Raw genomic sequence first — 18,730 nt, 5'->3', positions numbered from 1 at the left:
CCGAACACCCTTTCCGGTTACGTCGTCCGGCTCTTCACGCCCGGACGAACGGCACTTTTCCGGAGATACACTTTTGCCCCTTACCCCAGGGGCTTTTTTTATGGGCGCAACCCGGCACTGGCGCGGCGAAAAGCCCGATAAACCGTAAAGCGACGATCCTGAGCCAGTCGCTCTACCGGCCCGATATGCCGCTGGATGTCACCCTCGTAGGGCAGGAAACTGTTTGCCACCAGTCGCAACTCCCCTCCGGGCACCAGGTGGCTGGCCACATCCCGGAGAAACTGCTCGGTCATGGACGTGTCGGTTTTGACCCCGCTGTGGAACGGCGGATTGGTCACTACCGCCTGCCACCGCCCTCCCAGGGTCGAAAGCCCATCGGCAGCGTAGATCTGGCCATGCAAGCCTGCCTTGGCATAGGTGGCTTCGGAACAAAGCACAGCCTGGGCCTGGACATCCACACCGTCAACCGTCACCGGTGAGCGCCCATGCCGTTTGGCAAAGCCCTGCAACCAGCTACCGATCACGCCCGCACCACAGGCAAAGTCGAGCACGCGCTCCGCCTTCAAGGGTGACTCCGCCAGGGATTCAAGCAGCATCCGCGTGCCCGCATCAAGCTCCCCCTCACTGAATACCCCCGGCAACCCAGCCACGGCGATTTCAACGCCTGCACACTCGAGCTGGCTCCAGCTAATCCATTCACGAATATCAAACACCGGCATGGGCTGACTATTGGTGCCGACCCAGACCTGACAATGCCGGGCACTGTCCACCTTGCCCGTATCGGAAGCCACTTCCTTGAACTGTTTGGCCGCACCACCGATGCCCTCTTTCTTCTCGCCAATCAGCACCAACCTCGCGCCCTCACACCCCAGAAACCGAGCCATTGTCAGACGCAAAACCAGCTCCGCACGGGCCTTGGGCAGAAAAACCACAACGGTGTCGTAACCTGCGGCGGCCAGGCCATCGGTGTCGTAGCCAAAACAGGCGTGCCAGCCAGACCGTTGTGCCAATGCGCTGTATACGCCCGCATGCTCACTCATAGCCAGACCACTGTCACCGCATTGAGACAGTACAAGAGGCTCGGTAACACCCAGCAAGGCAATACGCCCCTGCAACAGATCGCGGTTACGAAGAAGAACGTCGTGGGTATTGGTCAGTGCAGACATGGATAGCAAGCCCGTTGGAGATCGTAAAAGGCGCTATGCTAACCGGAAAAAAGCCCTGAGTCTGCCATCGCGGCACATCAGGGCTTTATCAGAAAGGGAAACGGAACGGTCAATCAGAACACCAGTGGGCACCTGGTGAAGGCCTTACTTGTATCGAGCAACCGTGCCGACACGCAGTGCATCTTCCGGTGACATTCCCCAGTCTTCCTGGGGGCGAGGTTCGCTTCGCTTGCCGTCCTGCCGATTGCTACTCATAGACGTGCCCGCGTTTCTGCGAGCTTCGATTGCACTCAGGGCCTTTTGCATCAGTTCTTTCATGGTCACCTCCCTCATTACTACAGTAGCTACTGTACCAAACACAGGGGTGACCATCTGTGATGACGCCAAGGGTCAACAAGTGACGCCCGTCACGATTCTTTGACACTTTTTGACATTTAAAGTGTCATGTTTTTTGACGACCTGACCGGACCGGTCGCTCCACCAGCGCCTGAAGGTTTTTCAGACGAACCTTCTCACGCTCCTCCTCACCGGTGATCGCCAGCCCCATGTCACGCAGCAGGCCATCGGCCACATCGTAGACAAACCCGTGGACGGTCAGGGGTTGGCCACGGCGCCATGCCTCCAGGAGAATGTTGTTCTGGCACACGTGAGCTACTTGTTCCAACACGTTCAGTTCGCACAGGCGGTCCACCCGGTCCTCAACCGTCGGCAAGGCATCCAGAACGGACTGGTGGCGGTCCCGAACATCCTGTACATGGCGCAGCCAGTTTGAAATCAGGCCAAAGCCCTCGTTCAGCAGCGCTGCACGCACCCCACCGCAACCATAGTGGCCAACAACCATGATGTGTTTGACCTTCAGCACGTCAATCGCAAACTGAAGCACCGACAAGCAATTAAAATCCGTATGCACCACCACGTTCGCCACATTGCGGTGCACGAACAATTCCCCCGGCATAAGATCGACAATCTGGTTCGCCGGCACCCGGCTGTCTGCACACCCGATCCAGAGATATTCCGGTGCCTGCTGGTTTTTCAGGCGCTCGAAAAACTTCGGATCGCCCGCTTTGATACCGTCTGCCCAGGCACGGTTTTTCTCCAATAAATGTTGCAGGTGTGGCATTCACACGTCTCCCGGCATTGATTCCCGCCCGGGATTGAACGGGAATCAACGGCATAACGCAATAGTCAGTTGGTCTTGGCGTCTTCGGGCGACTGATGCATGGTGCTCTGGGCCAGGTCCAGAAGCTCCCGCAAGGCTACTGAAAACATTGCGTATTCGGGCTCCCGGGCACTCTTCAGCTCGGCCAGCATGGCTTTCCAGCGGTCAATCATGGGCTGATGCTTCACCTGCCAGGCATCCACACTGGCCATAACATCCTCGGGTTTTCTGGCCAGCTTAAGAACGCCGGTCGTCAGGGCCCGCTGCTGCCAATCCAGATCTTCCCGAAAACTCTCACGGGCCAGCGCCTGCCAATGGGAATTCGGTGTCAGCACCGCAATCGAGTTGGCAAACCAGTTAAGATCAAGCCGCTCACCCAGGTCGTAGTAGAGGTTGGCCACGGTCTTGAGTGGCATACCGGTTGCCTCCTGAGCTTCAATAATGCCCAGGGATGAATACAAATATCCGGTACCAGCCAGTACCTGGGCAAGGTCTTTTGGCAGGCCCGCACTGGCCAAGTCCGAATGGCGTTTTTCCCAGACGGCACACGCCTGCTCACCCAGGTACTCTGGCAGGCTGGACGTGATCGCCCAGACACTGTCGGCAAAGCGTTCCATATGGCTCTGGATATTGAGCTCTGCCCGGCGATTGCGAAGCAGCCAGCGCACAGCCCGTCGCATCAGGCGCATCAGGTCCTGCATCAGTTCTATCTGCAAACTGGCCGACACATGGTAATCCAGTGCTTCAATGCGGTCCCACCAGTTGTCAATGCGGAAGACGTCGCGGGCAATAATCCAGGCCAGGGCAATGGATGCCGCATCCGCGCCCGTTGACTGGTTCAGCCGCTCGACAAAGGTGATACCCATGTGGTTAACCATATCGTTGGCAATCTGCGTCGCGATGATCTCCCGCCGCAACTGGTGCTCGCCAAGCTCTGAGGAAAACCGCTTGGTGAGTTCCTTGGGGAACACCTTGTACATTTCCCCGGCCAGCAGCGGGTCATCCGGCAGGTCGCTGTCAATCAAGGTCTGTTTCAGGTCGCCTTTGACATAGGAAATCAGCACCGACAATTCAGGTCGGGTCAGGCCCTTCTTGGCCAGTTTGCGTTCCGACAACGCTTCGTCGTCCGGCAGAAACTCCAGATCCCGGTTCAGCTTGCCCTGACCTTCGAAGGTATTCATCAGCCGGCGATACTCCTCCAGGCGTGGCGCCGTATCGATACTGGCGATGCTGATGGCCTGGGTCTGGCGGTAGTTATTCTTGAGCACCAATGCGGAAACATCGTCGGTCATTTCTTCGAGCATGATATTGCGCTGCTTGCCGGTGAGATCGCCCATGGCGACCGCACGGTTGAGCAGGATCTTCATGTTCACTTCATGGTCCGAGCAATCCACACCGCCAGAGTTATCGATGAAATCGGTATTCAGCCGACCGCCTTTCAAGGCGTATTCGATGCGCCCGAGCTGGGTAAAGCCCAGGTTACCGCCCTCTCCGACCACCTTGCAGCGCAGCTCACCGCCGTTGACTCGAAGGCCATCGTTGGCTTTGTCGCCTACATCGGAGTGGCTTTCAGAGGCAGATTTTACATAGGTGCCAATACCACCCACCCAAAGCAGATCCACTTCCGCCTTGAGAATGTGGCTAATCAGCATATTGGGCGGCACACGGTCGGCCTTGATACCCAGCAGTTTTTTCATCTCCGGGCTGACCGGAATGGACTTGGCGCTCCGGCTGAATACGCCACCCCCCTTGGAAATCAGCTTGGCATCGTAATCGGTCCAGGCTGAACGGGGTAACTCAAACAGCCGCTTACGCTCCTTGAAGCTCTTTTCAGCATCCGGGTTGGGATCGATGAAAATGTGAATGTGGTTGAAGGCCGCTACCAGTCGTGTTTTCTCGGAGCACAGCAATCCATTACCGAAAACGTCGCCGGCCATGTCGCCAATACCAATGGCAGAAAATTCGTCTACCGCGGGGTTGATGCCCATTTCGCGGAAGTGCCGCTCAACCGACACCCAGGCACCCCGGGCGGTGATGCCCATTTTCTTGTGGTCATAGCCATTACTGCCACCAGAGGCGAACGCATCGCCCATCCAGAAGCCGTATTCGGCCGCCAATCCGTTGGCAATGTCCGAGAAGGTCGCCGTGCCTTTGTCCGCAGCAACCACCAGATAGTGATCATCGTCATCGTGACGGATAACCCGCTGCGGCGGCTCAATGGCCGAATCCACCAGATTGTCAGTGATATCCAGCAACCCGCGAATGAATGTTTTGTAGGCAGCAATACCCTCCGCCTGGAACGCCTCGCGGTCCGAAGGATCTGGCAGGCGCTTGGCCACAAAACCACCTTTCGCGCCAACAGGCACGATGACGGCATTCTTCACCTGCTGGGCCTTGACCAGGCCCAGAATCTCAGTGCGATAATCCTCGAAACGGTCGGACCAGCGCAGGCCACCACGGGCCACTTTACCGCCACGCAAGTGCACACCCTCAACCCTCGGCGAGTAAACGAAGATCTCGAACATGGGCATGGGCAACGGCATGTCCGGTATCCGGGTTGGGTCAAACTTCACGCTGATGTAAGGCTTCGGCTGACCGTCGGCATCCGGCTGGTAATAATTGGTGCGTAACGTGGCCTGCATCAGTTCCATGAACAGCCGCAGCACCCGGTCTTCACTGAGATTCTCAACTTCATCAAGGCCGGCATTGAACTCAATCTCCAGCTTCTGCTGGGCCGCTTCGCACTTACCCCGGCTCTGGAACCGGTCCGGATTGAAACGGATCTCAAACAACTCCAGCAGTGTCCGGGTCAGATTGACGTGGTTCACCAGGGTGTTAGAGATAAACGTCTGACTATTGGAGAAGCGGATCTGGCGCATATAGCGGGCATAGGTCCGCAACAACGCGATTTCCCTCCAGCTCATGTAGGACGACAGCATCATCCGGTTGAAGGCGTCGTTCTCCGCCTCACCGTGCCATACCCGGCGGAAAAGCTCCTCGAAGATCGGACGAATGCGATGAATGTCGACCACGCTGCCGGAATGGGCCTGCAGGGTGAAATCGTGAATCCATACCGTCTTGCCGGTACGGTCGATGACTTCGAAGGGGTGCTCTCCGATGACGCGGAAGCCAAGATTGTCGAAAATCGGCATCACATCCGAGAGGGGTAGCGGCTCATCCGGATAGAACAGCTTGAAGTGCAGGGTGCTCTCGTCTTCCTCCAGCGCCCGGTAAAAACTCATGGCCAGGTCATCGTTACGGGCCGAGGCGACAATGTGCTCCAAATCAATAGCCGCCCGCCGGGGAGAGAACATATCGGTATAGCTCGCCGGGAAGCCACCGGCCCATACCCGGTACATCTCGTTACCGTATTCCTCTCCGTAGGCTTCACTTAGCGCCTCATACAGGCCATCACGCCAGGATTGCGCCAGTTCAATGACCTTGTCCCGGATTTCCGCCAGCGGCAACTGCCGGTTTTCAACCTGTGGCACCCGGATGGTGAACTGCACACGGGCCAGCACCGATTCGGAGAAGTGGGTAACGAATTCGATGTCTTCCGCTTCCAGCCGGTCCAGCAGTACCTGCTCAACCTTCAAGCGCAGCTCGGTGTTGTAGATATCACGGGGGAAGAACGCCAGACAGGTCACGAACTGGCCGTAGACGTCTTCGCGCATGAACAGCTCAATTCGACGGCGCTCCTGGATGTACAGGATACTCTTGGCCACCCGCAACAGTTCGTCGGTTTCAATCTGGAACAGTTCGTCTCGGGGATACAGAGTGAGTATCTGCTCCAGCTCCTTGCCTGCGTAGTCGTCGGTCAGGAAACCGGAACGTTTCATGACACTCTGGAACTTCCGACGCAGCAGGGGGATTTCATCCGGCCGCTCGTTGTAAACCCGGGCCGTGTACAGCCCCAGGAACCGCCGCTCGCCAACCACTTCCCCTTTGCTGTTGAATTTCTTGACTGCGATGTAATCAGGGTACGCCGGGCGATGTACCCGGGAACGCTGGGCCGACTTGGCAAAGATGAAGATATCGTCCGTGCGGGTCATCTCGTGTCGGGTTCGCTGGGGCAGCTCATTCAGGCGAACCTTGTCAGGGCGCTCGTTGTTAACCCGCAGAATACCCAGCTCCGAATTTTCCACCCGGCGGACCACCATGCCCTGTTTGTCCTTCGCGAAGTCATACTCGTCATAGCCCAGGAACGTGAAGTGATCTTCCACCAACCACTGCAGGAAGGCCTTCGCCTCCTGCTTTCCTTCGTCACTGATGCCAGCCGTCGTGGCCTCGAGTTCGGAAAGAATCTCACTCACCTTGTTTTTGACAACCGGAAAGTCCTCCACGGCAATCCGCACTTCGTGGAGCACATTCTGCAGGGCATCCTCAAGGTTACGCAGATCTTCCGGCGCGCTGTGCCGGTCTATCTCCAGGACAATAAACGACTCGTAGGCGGCGCCGGCCGTCGCCTTTTTAGTGGATAACAACTTCTTGAGCTTGCCATCCTTGTCCCGCTGCACATTCAGGATCGAGTATTGAATCGAGTGCGTCCCGATCTCACGCTGATTAATGGCAATTCGTAGCGAATCAATCAGGAACGGGATGTCAGGGTGCAGGATGAAAATAACGGTATGAGTGGACTGCCATCCGTCGCTTTCCAGATCGGGATTGAATACTGAAACAGGTGTCGCCTCGGCATTACGTTTCTGGATAAACTGCCACGCCGAAAGCATCGCACCATAGGTATCCGAAAACCGGCGACTCACCAATTCCTCGAGAGGAACATGCGCATAATGCTGTCGGGCGAATTCCGCGATCTTTTTTGCCTCGGTCTTCGCAATCTTCTCTGAGAACGCATCGGCCAACTGTTCAAAAAACTGATCCTTGCTGGCGATTGTCAGCGCATTCATATCCAACCTCTGGTTTGTGTGAAATAAACGTAATCAGGGTATCGTCACATAAGCATAGTCAAGCCCTTGATTTTTGCCGGCCAGACACCAAAACTGCGGCAACTACTTACGCAGAATTTCGTCCCGCGCCCGCTGGACTATCAAGAACCAAGAGCAAAGAATTTCATGTCGTTACAGCAAACGTTTGGTGACCTCCGAGCACAACTGGCAAAACGCATCATCGGCCAGGAGAAACTGGTAGACCGGCTGCTGATTGCCTTGCTGGCTGATGGCCATTTACTGGTGGAAGGTGCCCCCGGCCTGGCCAAAACCACCGCCGTAAAAGCACTCTCCGACCACCTTGAGGGTGATTTTCACCGTATCCAGTTCACCCCGGATCTACTGCCCTCCGACGTCACAGGCAGCGAGATCTATCGGGCTGAGACCGGCCTGTTCGAGTTCCAGCGCGGGCCCATCTTTCACAACCTCGTGCTGGCCGATGAAATCAACCGCGCACCGGCCAAGGTTCAGTCCGCCCTGCTGGAAGCCATGGGTGAGCGCCAGATCAGTGTTGGCATGCAGACCTTCGCATTGCCCAAACTGTTCATGGTGATGGCCACCCAGAACCCGATCGAGCAGGAAGGCACCTACCCGCTGCCGGAAGCCCAACTCGACCGTTTCCTGATGCATGTGGTGATTCACTACCCGTCTGCCGATGCCGAGAGACAGATTCTGCACCTTGCCCGCAGCGACTACCGTCAGGGAATCCCGAACGTAGACATTCGTCTAACAGAGGATCAGGTGATGTCTGCACGTCAGGCGGTATCGGATATCTACATGGCAGAACCGGTTGAGCAGTACCTGTTAGCCCTGATTCTCGCCACCCGGGATGCCGCCAGCCTGGACCCGGAACTGGCCCGCTGGACCGCATTCGGCGCCAGCCCCCGTGGCACCATTGCGCTGGACCGTTGCGCCCGCGCCCTGGCCTGGCTGGACGGCAGGGATTACGTCACACCGGACGATGTCCGGACTATGGCCTTTGATGTGCTCCGGCACCGGATTTTGCTGACCTTTGAAGCCGAGGCTGAAGGCATGACCGCAGACACCGTGCTCCAGCGACTGATTGACCAGGTTCCGGTGACAGCCTGAAGTTACCTGCAGCAGGAGGCAGTAACGACAGCATGGCTAACGCAATTCCCGCCACCCACATCACCTTGCAAGAGCTGGTGAGACTGCAGGCTGACGCCCGGGCACTGAAGCTGCCTTCGGCACGGCCGGTGCGGTCCCGCCAGTCTGGCCTCCGGCAATCTCGCCAGCGAGGCCGTGGAATGACCTTCTCCGAAGTTCGCCAGTATCAGCCCGGGGACGATATCCGGAGTATCGACTGGCGGGTAACCGCCCGGCGTCAGGCTCCCCATACCAAATTGTATGAAGAAGAACGGGAGCGGCCGGTTCTGCTGATCGCTGACCTGGGCCCAACCCTGTTTTTCGCCAGTGCCGGCGCCTACAAGCAGGTACGTTGTGCCCAGCTCACAGCATTGCTCGCCTGGCTTGCGTTGTGGGCCGGTGACCAGGTAGGTGGACTGGTGTTCAACAGTGAGAAACTGGAAGTACTGCGCCCGGCACGGCGTCAGAAATCGGTACTGCGCCTGCTGGACCAGGTGGCCGGCCTGCAGCACCGGTCTGACTCACCGCCCGCCCCGTCCGCCGCTAACGAACACCGGCTTGATACCGCACTGGCAGAGGCCCGCCGGGTGGCCCATACCGGCAGTCGGATTTTTGTGATCAGCGATTTCATGACGGTCACAGACACAACAACCAGCCTGTTGGGTGCACTGGCCAGGCACAACAGCGTCAGCGCCATCCGTATTCTTGACCCTCTGGAAAACGAGTTACCACCTAGCGGGCGTTTCGCCGTTGCCGGCCCGGATGGCCCCATCTGGTTCGATGCCTCCAACACGGCCTTCCAGAGGGCATGGCGCGAAAAAGTGGCCTCCCACGAACGGCAGCTATCTGACTGCTTCCGCACCTCCGGGGTGCAGGCAGCCACGGTACTGACTCAACAGGAACCTGCCGCCGCACTACGTATTTTGCTGGGCCCGGGAGGTCGCATCGGATGAACGAACAGGACCCACTGGCCCAACTGCGGGATATCCACCTTCCGGACACCGGCGGAATCTGGCCGCCGGCGCCCGGTTGGTGGCTTCTGGCAATCGTGTGCGCCGTTGGTCTTGCGGTCGCGGTAACGCTGTGGCGGCGGCAGCGCCGAAAAACCGCGTGGCGCCGTGAGGCCCGCCGCCTGTTGACGGACCTTAAGGCCCGCGCCAGCAAAACCCCTGAGTGGTTTGGTGAGCTCAACACGTTCCTGAAACGGGTGGCCAGGCAGGTGCACCCCAACCAGAATCCGCAAGTCATGTCCGGTGAGCAATGGATCGCCTTTTTACTGGCGGCCGCGCCTGACAACCGGATAGCTTCCCGCCCGCTGGTGGAAGCCATGGTCGCCAGCACCTGGCAACCCAGCCCAACCGCCGACCCAAACCAGGCGCTGGATTTCGCAGTCCTCTGGCTGGAGGCACAGATATCATGAGCCTTGCTTACCCCTGGCTTCTGTTATTGGCGCTTCTGCCTCTACTGTTTCTAGTCCGCCGACACAGCAAACAGGCCGCCGATGCCCCGGTTATCCCTGTCGGCCATTGGCTTTCCGGGTTACCCGGCGTCAGCAGCAGTGGCCAGGCGACACCCCGCTGGCGGCGACTGCTGTTGTTGCTGGCCTGGCTATGCCTGGTGGTGGCCATTGCCAGGCCCCAGCATGTCGGCGAACAGATCCAGATGCCGGTCAGTGGTCGCGACCTGATGCTGGTGGTGGATATCTCCCCGAGTATGGATGAGAAAGACATGGTTCTGCACGGTCGTGGCATAGACCGGCTGGAGGCGGTAAAACGAGTACTGGATGAATTTATTGACCACCGGGAGGGTGACCGCCTTGGGCTTATCCTGTTCGGTACCGAGCCCTATGTGCAGGCTCCCCTGACCTTTGACCGGGAAACCGTACGCACCTTGTTGCATGAATCCGGCATCGGCATGGCGGGGCGGGCAACCGCTATTGGTGATGCCATCGGCCTGTCGGTCAAACGACTGCGCGACCGGCCCCACGACCAAAGGGTGGTGGTAATGCTGACAGACGGCGCCAACACAGCAGGCCAGATCACGCCGGACAAAGCCACCGAGATTGCCCAGGCAGCAGGCGTCAGGGTCTATACCGTCGGCATCGGAGCGGATTCCATGGTCCAGCGAGGCCTGCTGGGAACCCGACGGGTCAACCCCTCCCGCGACTTGGACGAAGACCTGCTGACCCGAATGGCCGAGCAAACTGGCGGGCGGTACTTCCGGGCCCGCAGCCTGCCGGAACTTGAAATGATCTACGACAGCATCAACCAACTGGAGCCCATTGAACAGGACGGGCAATTCTATCGCCCCGTCACCGAACTTTATGTCTGGCCTGCCAGCGCAGCGGCCGGCCTCTGGCTGCTCCTGCTGGCGACACGGCTTGGCGGGAGTATCCGGCACAAGGCAAACGACCCGGGGGCAGACCATGGCTGATTTTCACCTGATCCGGCCGCTGTGGCTGCTGCTGACGCTGACCATACCCCTGCTGTACCTGATGCGCCACCGGCTGCGGCACGGTGGCACCGGCTGGGAGCACTATATTCCGCCAGCGCTGCTGAACCCTTTGATCCGGCGTCAGGGTCAGCAACCAGGGGCCCGGACCATCTCTCCCTTGCTGCCACTGAGCCTCGGCATCCTCGCCCTGTCGATAGCACTTTCAGGCCCCAGTTGGCGCCAGGCACCAACGCCGTTGAAACAGCCCGAAGACAGCCTGGTGATTGTACTGGACCTGTCGTTATCCATGTTGGCAACGGATGTTGAGCCGGACCGTCTGACCCTGGCCAAACGCAAGATCCGGGACATCCTCAGTCTCCGGGAAGGAGGCCTGACCGGTCTGTTGGTGTATTCTGGTGATGCTCATGTGGTGACACCCCTGACCGAAGATCGCCGCACCATCGAGGCAATGCTCAACGTGCTGGAGCCAACCATCATGCCCGCCCAGGGCAATCGGGCTGACCTCGGAATAAAGCGCGCTGTCGAGCTTCTGGAGCAGGGCGCTCCTGGCCAGGGCCGGATTCTGCTGATTGCTGATGACGTACCGGCTCGGCACCACAACGATATCCGTGCCCGGTTGCAAGGCACCCCGTACAGCCTGAACACTCTGGTAGTGGGCTCCCGGGAGGGCGGTCCCATTCCCCTGGCCAAGCGAGGCTTCATCAGGGATAACGGAAATATTGTCATCACCCGGGCCGATCCGGACAGCCTTGCCAGACTGGCCCGGGAAAACCGTGGGTTCAGCCACGAATTGACTCTGGGTGACACCGACATCCGGCAACTGCGATTGCAACCCGAGGTTAGTGATGACTGGTCCCGGGGTGAGGATGGTCTGACCGTTAACCGCTGGCAGGATGATGGTTATTGGTTGTTGTGGCTTGCACTGCCCCTGTTACTGCTGGGCTGGCGAAAAGGGGCGTTTGCCGTCTGCGCAATGGCCATACTGCCACTGGCCCTGACTCCCCGCCCGGCAATGGCATTTGACTGGGGCGGGTTCTGGCAGCGAGAGGACCAGAGAGGTCCGGAGTTGATCGAGCAGAACCCGGCGCGGGCCGCTGATCTGCTTCAGAAACCAGGCTGGCGGGGCTCCGCCCTGTACCGGGATGGCAGATTCGATGACGCCGCCCAGGCCTTCGCAGACCAACCGGGCGCTGTTGGCCATTACAACAGAGGCAATGCCCTGGCCAGAGCCGGACAATTGAAGCAGGCTCTTGATGCCTACCAACAGGCCCTGGATGATCATCCCGACTTCGAAGATGCCCGGGCCAACCATGAGCTGGTCAAGCAGTTGCTGGAACAACAACAGGACTCAAGTTCGCAGAACGGCGATCAGAACCAGGATAATCAGGACCAGCAGGACAGTTCCGGTGACCAGAGCCAGGATTCACAGCAGGGCGAAGGTTCAGAATCGGAACAGAACGATCAGGGCAATGACCCCGGCCAGTCCCGGCAGCCAGATGCTGATCAGCCCGATGACACCGATCAGAGCGATGGAGAGCCCGAACAGGACACAGCCGAGGGCGAGCCGCAGGAACCGTCTGACAACACAGAGCAGGACACCGGCGAGCAGACCGCCGAGGCACCAGCAGCCATCTCTGAGCAGCCCCTCACCCAAGGCCAGGAGCAATGGCTCAGACGGATTCCAGACAACCCGGGCGGACTACTGCAGCGCAAATTCCTGCAGCAACACCAACAACGTCAGACCACACCGGACGAGGGCGACACACCATGGTAAAACGCTTTCTAAGAACCATCAGCCGTCTGGGCTTGCTCGTGTTGCTGACAGCCTCTTCGGCCTTGGCAGACACCCTGTCGGTGGAGCCAGACCGCACCCAACTGTATCAGGGGGAAGTCCTTACACTGACGGTCAAAGGCTCGATGAAAATCGACATCAACCTGAACAACCTGTTCAACTTCGATCTTTCTCAGTTGCCATCACCGGATATCGAGAAGGTTGAACCGGATTTCGAAATTCTTGCCCGGAACCAGCGTTACAGCGTGCAAACGGTCAATAACGACATGGTTGGCGAGATTACCTGGACCTACCAATTGGCGCCCACCCGCACCGGCACCCTGACCATCCCGGCGTTGACCTTCAAGGACACCAGCTCATCCCCTGTCACCGTTGAAGTGACCGACGGCACCCCACCCAATCAACCCGCCGCGGCCAGGGACAGTTTTATTGAGCTGGCAGCGGACAAAGCCGAGGTGTATGTTCAGGAACAGCTGGTGCTGACCATCCAGCTGTTTTTTTCCGGAAACCTGATTCGAGGCGAGCTTTCAGAGCCCGAACATCCCGACGCAATCATCGAGCCCCTGGGCAAACAGCGGGAATACGCTCGCTACCGCGATGGTATTCGCTACCGGGTGGTAGAGCGACGCTACGCCATTTTCCCGCAACAACCGGGTGAGCTGACACTACCCCCCATTCGTTTTGAAGGACAAGCCCGTGACGCCTCCGGCCAGCTCCGCTTTCTGCGGGACCGCCAGGAGCTTTTCGACGTACGGGTGAAGCCGGTACCAGACAGCTATCCCGCCAATCAAACCTGGCTACCTGCCAGCCAACTGAACCTGACCGATGAAGGACTGCCACCCTCCGGTGAACTTCAGGCGGGCACCAACCTGAACCGAAAACTGACACTGGAAGCCGTTGGCCTGCCGTCCGAAGCCCTGCCGGCACTGCCCCAGGCGGTACCCGATGCCATCCGCAGCTACCCGGAACAGCCACTGAGAAACACGGAAACCACCACAGACGGTCTGCGCTCGACCCTGCAACAGGTCTCTGCCCTGGTGCCGGTGCAATCGGGCGAGGCTGTGCTGCCGGCCATCCGCATCCCCTGGTGGAACACCCAGACCGACGAGCTCGAATACGCGGAATTGCCAACACGCCGTTACGCCATCGCCGGTGGAAGCGCCGTGGTCGCCGCGCCCTTATCTGAGTCCGGACCAACGCCGGACTCGCTGCCGGAGGCAACTGTGACTACGCCATCTGGCGCTGCCGGGGTGTCACCGTGGTTCATCTCCAGCCTCGTTCTGGCAGGCTTGTGGCTGGCCACGGCGGGGTTGTGGTGGTACTCCCGTAAGCGGCAGGCTCCAGCACATCACGAGAGTCATCCGGAGGATGCAAGCGAACGACAGGCTTTCGCCAAGCTCAAGGCGGCCATTGATGGCCTCTCAGCCCAGACCACCGGGCTCATGGTGACATGGGCAAGACTGCGATTTCCCGGTCAGGATTTCGTCACTGTGGAGGATGTCATCGACTTTAGCGGGGACCCGGGCCTGGCGAAATCGGTCGGGCGGTTTCAGGAAAGGCTGTTCTCCAATCATTCACCATCCCATGGCGACCTAGTAACCAAAGAGCTGACCAGGTGCCTGGAAGACCTGAGAAACCGTCAGGCGGTCCCGACCGACACAGCAGGTTTGCCGCCACTGTATCCGGCCGGCCTGTCACACTGACGGAGCCGGCCGCAGGGAACTCGGAGGCTCAGTTGGTGAGTTCCTGATTGATCACCAGATTCACGGGCTCACCTTGGGCATCCGCTGACAGCACCTGCGCCTCTACCCTGCCCTGCCAGTCTCCTGGCTGCGGGTTGACACTGCCGCTACGGCTGAGGCGCGCAATAATCACTACGTCCTGCTCGGCCGAAATGGTGGTTTCCGGAGACATCGCATATCGGTCATCCAGCCGGATATCCGCCGGCAAGGCGCCGGCGGTCAGACGGGCAACCGCCACCGGTGCCCCCTGGCTGGTACCCGCTGACCGGGCAAAAATGAACAATGCAGTATCGGCAGGGACCTGGTCCTGCAGATCTTCATCCAGCGATACCCGCAAAGAAACACCCGGGCCACTAGCCACCTCTGGTTCGGAGCGTTGCTCTGACGCTGGGGACTGCTGCCCCAGGCGCCGGTAGGACTCGTCAATGCCACCGCGAATTGAGGCAATCTGCGGGTGATCCGGCGCTACCTCGACAATCCGCTCCCAGTAGTCAATCGCCGCCCGATAGTCCTGCTGGCTGAATGCGCTGATGCCAAGCAATCCCAAAGAGTTCACCTCATCCGGGTTGAGCGATTGCGCCGCCTCAATAGATTCCAGAACCTCCGGAGTCAGCTCACCCTGGGTGGTAAAGAAAAGAGCTTGTGCGGCAAGACCGTGGGCGACAGCGCTGGATGCCGGGTCTTCTTCAACAACCGACGCCAACCGTTGGAACGCTCGGGCCGCATCTTCATAGCGTTCGATGCGCATGTAGGTCTGGCCCAGCATAGCCCAACCGTCAGCATTATCCGGATTGGCCTCCAGTCGGGTGCGCAACTGCTCGGCCAGTTCCGATACCCGGGCCACCTGCTCACCATCAGACGCATTCATCTCCTGCATGGTCAGGTACTGCTCAAGCTGCTCCATGGCTCCCCAGCGATCATAGGCCAGAAACGTACCCGCAGGCAGCAACAGGACTGTCGCCAAGCCCACCACCATCGCGCTTCGGCGCCCCGGAATGCGTTTCTCCGGCACCGCATTCTCCGGCACGTCATCCAGCATGGCACCTGCCAGCTCGTCTTTGAGCAGTCCATAGGTTTCGTCATCGAGAACACCCGACTCATGCTCGTTATCCAGCTCTTTCAGCCGGCTGCGATAGGCAAGCAGATTCTGGTTTCTCAGATCGGTTTCCAGTCTTGCTTTCGAACGATGAAAAAAGACCGGGTACAGTACAAACGCCAAAGCCAGGAGAATGAGTACCGTTGCGGCAATCCAGAATGTTTCGGTCATGGAGATATCATCACAGTTGAAAATGTATTACCGGAATCAGCTACGTGACGACTGATCCTTGTCAGCCAGCATCTGTTCGACTCGTGCTTTTTCCTCCGGGCTCAGCGGCGGCTCGTTCGAATCCCGCCCCCGGGACCTGAGCACCACACCCGCAACAATCAGCAGGCCACCAAACACCGCAATGGCAGGAAATGCCCAAAGTATGATGGTTCGACGATCAACCGGTGGTTTGTATTTGACGAACTCACCGAAGCGGTCAACCAGAGAGCCAACAATCTCGTCATTGGTGGCACCTGCCTGCATCATCAGGTAGACCTGGTCACGCATATCCTTGGAGATAGGCGCGTTGGAATCCGCTATGTTCTGGTTCTGGCACTTGGGACAACGCAACTCAGCAATCAGGTTTCTGAAGCGCTGCTCCTCAGCCTGGGTATCGAAATCGTAGAATTCGGGTGGCGCCTCTGCGTAGACAGGGAGTGCAAACGCCAGCAGTGCTGCCAGGATCACAGTCATAAATCGCATCAGCTATTCCCCTTGGCCTGATTGATCACAGGTAACAGGATCTCTTCCCACACCCGCTCGTTGACTACGCCCACGTGGCGGTAACGAACCACTCCCTGGGCGTCAATAACGAAGGTTTCCGGAGCGCCGTACACCCCGAGATCAAACCCAAGGGTACCCCGTGGGTCGAAAATAATGGTCTGGTACGGGTCGCCCAGGCGACCAAGAAAACGGAACGCATTTTCTTTCTGGTCCTTGTAGTTCAACCCGATGATGCGAATCCCCTTTTCGTTGGCCAGCCACATCAGATCTTCATGCTCATCCCAGCAGGCCGGGCACCATTCGGCCCAGACGTTCAGCAAGGAAACTTCACCCCGGAACAGGGACTGGTCCAGCATTTCCCCTGGCTCCCGCAGGTTTTCCAGGTTGAATTCCGGTACCGGTTTGCCGATCAGGGCCGACTCCAGTTCCGAGGGATCCTTGCCAATGCCGGAGGCCAGCAAGATTCCCACCACCAGGGCAACCACCAGGGGCATGAAGAGCATTACCCGTCTCATGCGTTGGCCTCCGCAGGCTTACTGCCCGAAGCGTCGGCTTCACCAGTCGATGCGACGTCTTTGGCCTCTGATCGGACTCGAATGCGGTATCGTTTGTCTGAAATGGCCAGGAAACCGCCGATGGCCATGACCAACGAGCCAAGCCACAACCAGCGAACCAGGGGCTTGTACTGCAGGCGAATGGCCCAGGCTTCATCGCTGATGCGCTCACCAATAGCGATAAAGACATCCCGGAACAATCCGGCGTCGATTGCCGCCTCGGTCATGACACTCATGCCCACCGGATAGTGACGCTTTTCAGGGTGCAGGTTGGCAATGTGCTTGCCATCCAGGAACACGTCGAATTCGCCGTACTCAGCGGTGAAGTTTGGCCCCCGCCGATCACCGATGTAGTTGAACACTACAGTGTAGTCACCAACTTCCGCTGAGCCACCCGGCACCATACGGACATCCCGCTCAATGCCATAATTGGACACCACGGTGGCCCCTGCAATGACCATTGCCAGGCCAAGGTGCCCGAAGACCATGCCGTAATAGCTGCGGGACTGGCGCTTCAGACCGTACCAGCGGCCCATTTTCGATGCGGACTTGTCCCATAGATCCCAAGCCGTGGCCATAGTTACCCAGACCGCGGTGAATACGCCGGCAAAGGCCCAGGGGACAAAGCCGCCATACACCAGCATCACTGCGGTGGTAACCAGCACGCTGACCGCCAGGGGCCAGAGCAGCTTACGGGCCAACCAGCCACCGTCGGTGCGCTTCCAGCGTGAGAAGATCCCGGCGCCCAACAACAGGCCAGTGGCCACAGCCATAGGGCTAAACGTGGCGTTGAAGAACGGTTCACCGATCGACAGCTTGCCCAGGTTCAGGTAATCCAGCACCAGCGGGTACAGGGTACCGATCGCCACCAGCATGGTTGCCGCTACCAGCAACACGTTATTCAACAGCAGGAAGATTTCCCGTGACAATGAGCCATAGCGGGAGCGAACGTGCACCACCGGTGCCCGGAAAGCATACAGGGTCAGGCTGGCGACCACGGTGATGCCCAGCAAGGCCAGCAGGAACGTACCCCGCTCGGGGTCATTGGCAAAGGAATGGACCGAAGTCAGCACACCGGAACGGACCAGGAAAGCACCCAGCAAGCTCAGCGAGAAGGTCACGATGGCCAGAAGCACGGTCCAGCTTTTGAACACGCCGCGCTTTTCGGTGACCGCCAGCGAATGCATCAGCGCCGTGCCGGACAACCAGGGTAGCAGAGAGGCATTTTCAACCGGGTCCCAGAACCACCAGCCGCCCCAGCCGAGCTCGTAATAGGCCCACCAGCTTCCCAATGCGATCCCCAGGGTCAGGAACGCCCAGGCCACCGTTGTCCACGGGCGGGACCAGCGGGCCCAGGCGGCATCCAGTTTACCGTTTATCAGTGCCGCGATGGCAAAGGCAAACGCAACTGAGAAGCCCACATATCCCATATACAGCATGGGCGGGTGAAGAATCAGACCAATATCCTGCAGCAACGGGTTAAGATCGCTGCCATCAGCCGGAATGTTCGGCAAAAGTCGGTCAAACGGATTGGAGGTAACGATAATGAACAGGAAGAACCCGACACAGATCATGCCCATCACCGACAATACCTGAGACACCATGGTAGACGGCAACTTCCGGCTGAATACCGCAACGGCCAGTGTCCAGCCCGCCAGCATCAGAATCCACAGCAGCAGGGAGCCCTCATGCCCCCCCCAAACCGCACTGAACTTGTAGTACCAGGGCAACATGCTGTTGCTGTTGTTGGCGACATAGGCAACCGAGAAGTCATCCACCATGAACGCATGGGTCAAAACGGCAAAAGCCAGGCCGGTAAAAACAAACATACCGGTCGACAGCGGGCGGGCAAACGCCTGCAGGCTGTCACGGCCAGTCAATGCCCCGGCTAACGGGACAACAGAAAGGAGTACTGCCAGCAGCAGCGCGATAATAAGTGCAAGCTGTCCGAGTTCCGGATACATCGGGTTCCTCCAGCAACAGGGGGTCGGAGTCGTTGA

General features: G+C 58.8%; 14 protein-coding genes. 6 read left to right on the top strand and 8 right to left on the bottom strand.

The window, feature by feature from the left end; translation table 11 throughout:
• Positions 1 to 98: 98 nt before the first annotated feature.
• From C7H10_RS14410 to C7H10_RS14400, 4 genes are all read right to left on the bottom strand, one after another.
• Positions 99 to 1,166 (bottom strand): class I SAM-dependent methyltransferase, encoded by a 1,068-nt coding sequence (locus C7H10_RS14410; protein WP_106695433.1) that lies wholly within the window; start codon positions 1,164 to 1,166, stop codon positions 99 to 101.
• Between the two features lie 144 nt (positions 1,167 to 1,310).
• Positions 1,311 to 1,484: a hypothetical protein gene (locus C7H10_RS19220; RefSeq protein WP_167392914.1), complete on the bottom strand. Its 174-nt coding sequence runs from the start codon at positions 1,482 to 1,484 to the stop codon at positions 1,311 to 1,313.
• Between the two features lie 124 nt (positions 1,485 to 1,608).
• Positions 1,609 to 2,286, bottom strand: a complete 678-nt coding sequence (gene can / locus C7H10_RS14405) for a carbonate dehydratase (RefSeq protein WP_106695432.1) — start codon at positions 2,284 to 2,286, stop codon at positions 1,609 to 1,611.
• Positions 2,287 to 2,351: 65 nt separating this feature from the next.
• Positions 2,352 to 7,232 carry an NAD-glutamate dehydrogenase gene (locus C7H10_RS14400; protein WP_106695431.1) on the bottom strand — a complete coding sequence of 1,627 codons (4,881 nt, stop codon included), beginning with the start codon at positions 7,230 to 7,232 and terminating at the stop codon, positions 2,352 to 2,354.
• A gap of 165 nt (positions 7,233 to 7,397) precedes the next feature.
• Here C7H10_RS14400 and C7H10_RS14395 point away from each other — a divergent pair, with 165 nt between their 5' ends.
• From C7H10_RS14395 to C7H10_RS14370, 6 genes are read left to right on the top strand one after another with little or no spacing between them, the layout of a single operon-like run.
• Complete coding sequence (locus C7H10_RS14395) at positions 7,398 to 8,360, top strand: AAA family ATPase (protein WP_061331841.1); 963 nt, start codon at positions 7,398 to 7,400, stop codon at positions 8,358 to 8,360.
• Positions 8,361 to 8,392: 32 nt separating this feature from the next.
• A complete protein-coding gene (locus C7H10_RS14390; protein ID WP_106695430.1) occupies positions 8,393 to 9,331 on the top strand; it encodes a DUF58 domain-containing protein in 939 nt (312 codons plus the stop codon).
• Complete coding sequence (locus C7H10_RS14385; protein ID WP_106695429.1) at positions 9,328 to 9,798, top strand: DUF4381 domain-containing protein; 471 nt, start codon at positions 9,328 to 9,330, stop codon at positions 9,796 to 9,798. The genes C7H10_RS14390 and C7H10_RS14385 overlap by 4 nt, the downstream gene beginning before the upstream one ends.
• Positions 9,792 to 10,811 carry a vWA domain-containing protein gene (locus tag C7H10_RS14380; RefSeq protein ID WP_106695428.1) on the top strand — a complete coding sequence of 340 codons (1,020 nt, stop codon included), beginning with the start codon at positions 9,792 to 9,794 and terminating at the stop codon, positions 10,809 to 10,811. Before C7H10_RS14385 ends, C7H10_RS14380 begins: the two co-directional genes overlap by 7 nt.
• The gene (locus C7H10_RS14375; protein WP_106695427.1) at positions 10,804 to 12,606 is read left to right on the top strand and encodes a VWA domain-containing protein; all 1,803 of its coding nucleotides are present in this window, start codon (positions 10,804 to 10,806) and stop codon (positions 12,604 to 12,606) included. Before C7H10_RS14380 ends, C7H10_RS14375 begins: the two co-directional genes overlap by 8 nt.
• Positions 12,600 to 14,327 carry a BatD family protein gene (locus C7H10_RS14370; protein WP_106695426.1) on the top strand — a complete coding sequence of 576 codons (1,728 nt, stop codon included), beginning with the start codon at positions 12,600 to 12,602 and terminating at the stop codon, positions 14,325 to 14,327. Before C7H10_RS14375 ends, C7H10_RS14370 begins: the two co-directional genes overlap by 7 nt.
• Before the next feature lie 28 nt (positions 14,328 to 14,355).
• Here the strand turns inward: C7H10_RS14370 and ccmI are convergent, their stop codons facing one another.
• From ccmI to C7H10_RS14350, 4 genes are read right to left on the bottom strand one after another with little or no spacing between them, the layout of a single operon-like run.
• Complete coding sequence (ccmI, locus tag C7H10_RS14365) at positions 14,356 to 15,633, bottom strand: c-type cytochrome biogenesis protein CcmI (RefSeq protein ID WP_106695425.1); 1,278 nt, start codon at positions 15,631 to 15,633, stop codon at positions 14,356 to 14,358.
• A gap of 36 nt (positions 15,634 to 15,669) precedes the next feature.
• The gene (locus C7H10_RS14360) at positions 15,670 to 16,155 is read right to left on the bottom strand and encodes a cytochrome c-type biogenesis protein (RefSeq protein ID WP_425269124.1); all 486 of its coding nucleotides are present in this window, start codon (positions 16,153 to 16,155) and stop codon (positions 15,670 to 15,672) included.
• Positions 16,155 to 16,691 carry a DsbE family thiol:disulfide interchange protein gene (locus C7H10_RS14355; protein ID WP_106695424.1) on the bottom strand — a complete coding sequence of 179 codons (537 nt, stop codon included), beginning with the start codon at positions 16,689 to 16,691 and terminating at the stop codon, positions 16,155 to 16,157. Before C7H10_RS14355 ends, C7H10_RS14360 begins: the two co-directional genes overlap by 1 nt.
• Positions 16,688 to 18,694 carry a heme lyase CcmF/NrfE family subunit gene (locus tag C7H10_RS14350; RefSeq protein WP_106695423.1) on the bottom strand — a complete coding sequence of 669 codons (2,007 nt, stop codon included), beginning with the start codon at positions 18,692 to 18,694 and terminating at the stop codon, positions 16,688 to 16,690. The genes C7H10_RS14355 and C7H10_RS14350 overlap by 4 nt, the downstream gene beginning before the upstream one ends.
• Positions 18,695 to 18,730: the final 36 nt, after the last annotated feature.

The sequence above is a fragment of the Marinobacter shengliensis genome (assembly GCF_003007715.1).
Taxonomy (GTDB): Bacteria; Pseudomonadota; Gammaproteobacteria; order Pseudomonadales; family Oleiphilaceae; genus Marinobacter; species Marinobacter shengliensis.
This window is presented reverse-complemented; position numbering and strand designations above follow the sequence as displayed.

Bases quoted from the DNA above. Each gene is read 5' to 3' on its own strand.
- C7H10_RS14385 (WP_106695429.1), top strand. From the start codon at position 9,328: ATGAACGAACAGGACCCACTGGCCCAACTGCGGGATATCCACCTTCCG.
- can (WP_106695432.1), bottom strand. From the start codon at position 2,286: ATGCCACACCTGCAACATTTATTGGAGAAAAACCGTGCCTGGGCAGAC.
- C7H10_RS14350 (WP_106695423.1), bottom strand. From the start codon at position 18,694: ATGTATCCGGAACTCGGACAGCTTGCACTTATTATCGCGCTGCTGCTG.
- C7H10_RS14400 (WP_106695431.1), bottom strand. From the start codon at position 7,232: ATGAATGCGCTGACAATCGCCAGCAAGGATCAGTTTTTTGAACAGTTG.
- C7H10_RS14355 (WP_106695424.1), bottom strand. From the start codon at position 16,691: ATGAGACGGGTAATGCTCTTCATGCCCCTGGTGGTTGCCCTGGTGGTG.
- C7H10_RS14395 (WP_061331841.1), top strand. From the start codon at position 7,398: ATGTCGTTACAGCAAACGTTTGGTGACCTCCGAGCACAACTGGCAAAA.
- C7H10_RS14360 (WP_425269124.1), bottom strand. From the start codon at position 16,155: ATGCGATTTATGACTGTGATCCTGGCAGCACTGCTGGCGTTTGCACTC.
- ccmI (WP_106695425.1), bottom strand. From the start codon at position 15,633: ATGACCGAAACATTCTGGATTGCCGCAACGGTACTCATTCTCCTGGCT.
- C7H10_RS14390 (WP_106695430.1), top strand. From the start codon at position 8,393: ATGGCTAACGCAATTCCCGCCACCCACATCACCTTGCAAGAGCTGGTG.
- C7H10_RS19220 (WP_167392914.1), bottom strand. From the start codon at position 1,484: ATGAAAGAACTGATGCAAAAGGCCCTGAGTGCAATCGAAGCTCGCAGA.
- C7H10_RS14375 (WP_106695427.1), top strand. From the start codon at position 10,804: ATGGCTGATTTTCACCTGATCCGGCCGCTGTGGCTGCTGCTGACGCTG.
- C7H10_RS14370 (WP_106695426.1), top strand. From the start codon at position 12,600: ATGGTAAAACGCTTTCTAAGAACCATCAGCCGTCTGGGCTTGCTCGTG.
- C7H10_RS14410 (WP_106695433.1), bottom strand. From the start codon at position 1,166: ATGTCTGCACTGACCAATACCCACGACGTTCTTCTTCGTAACCGCGAT.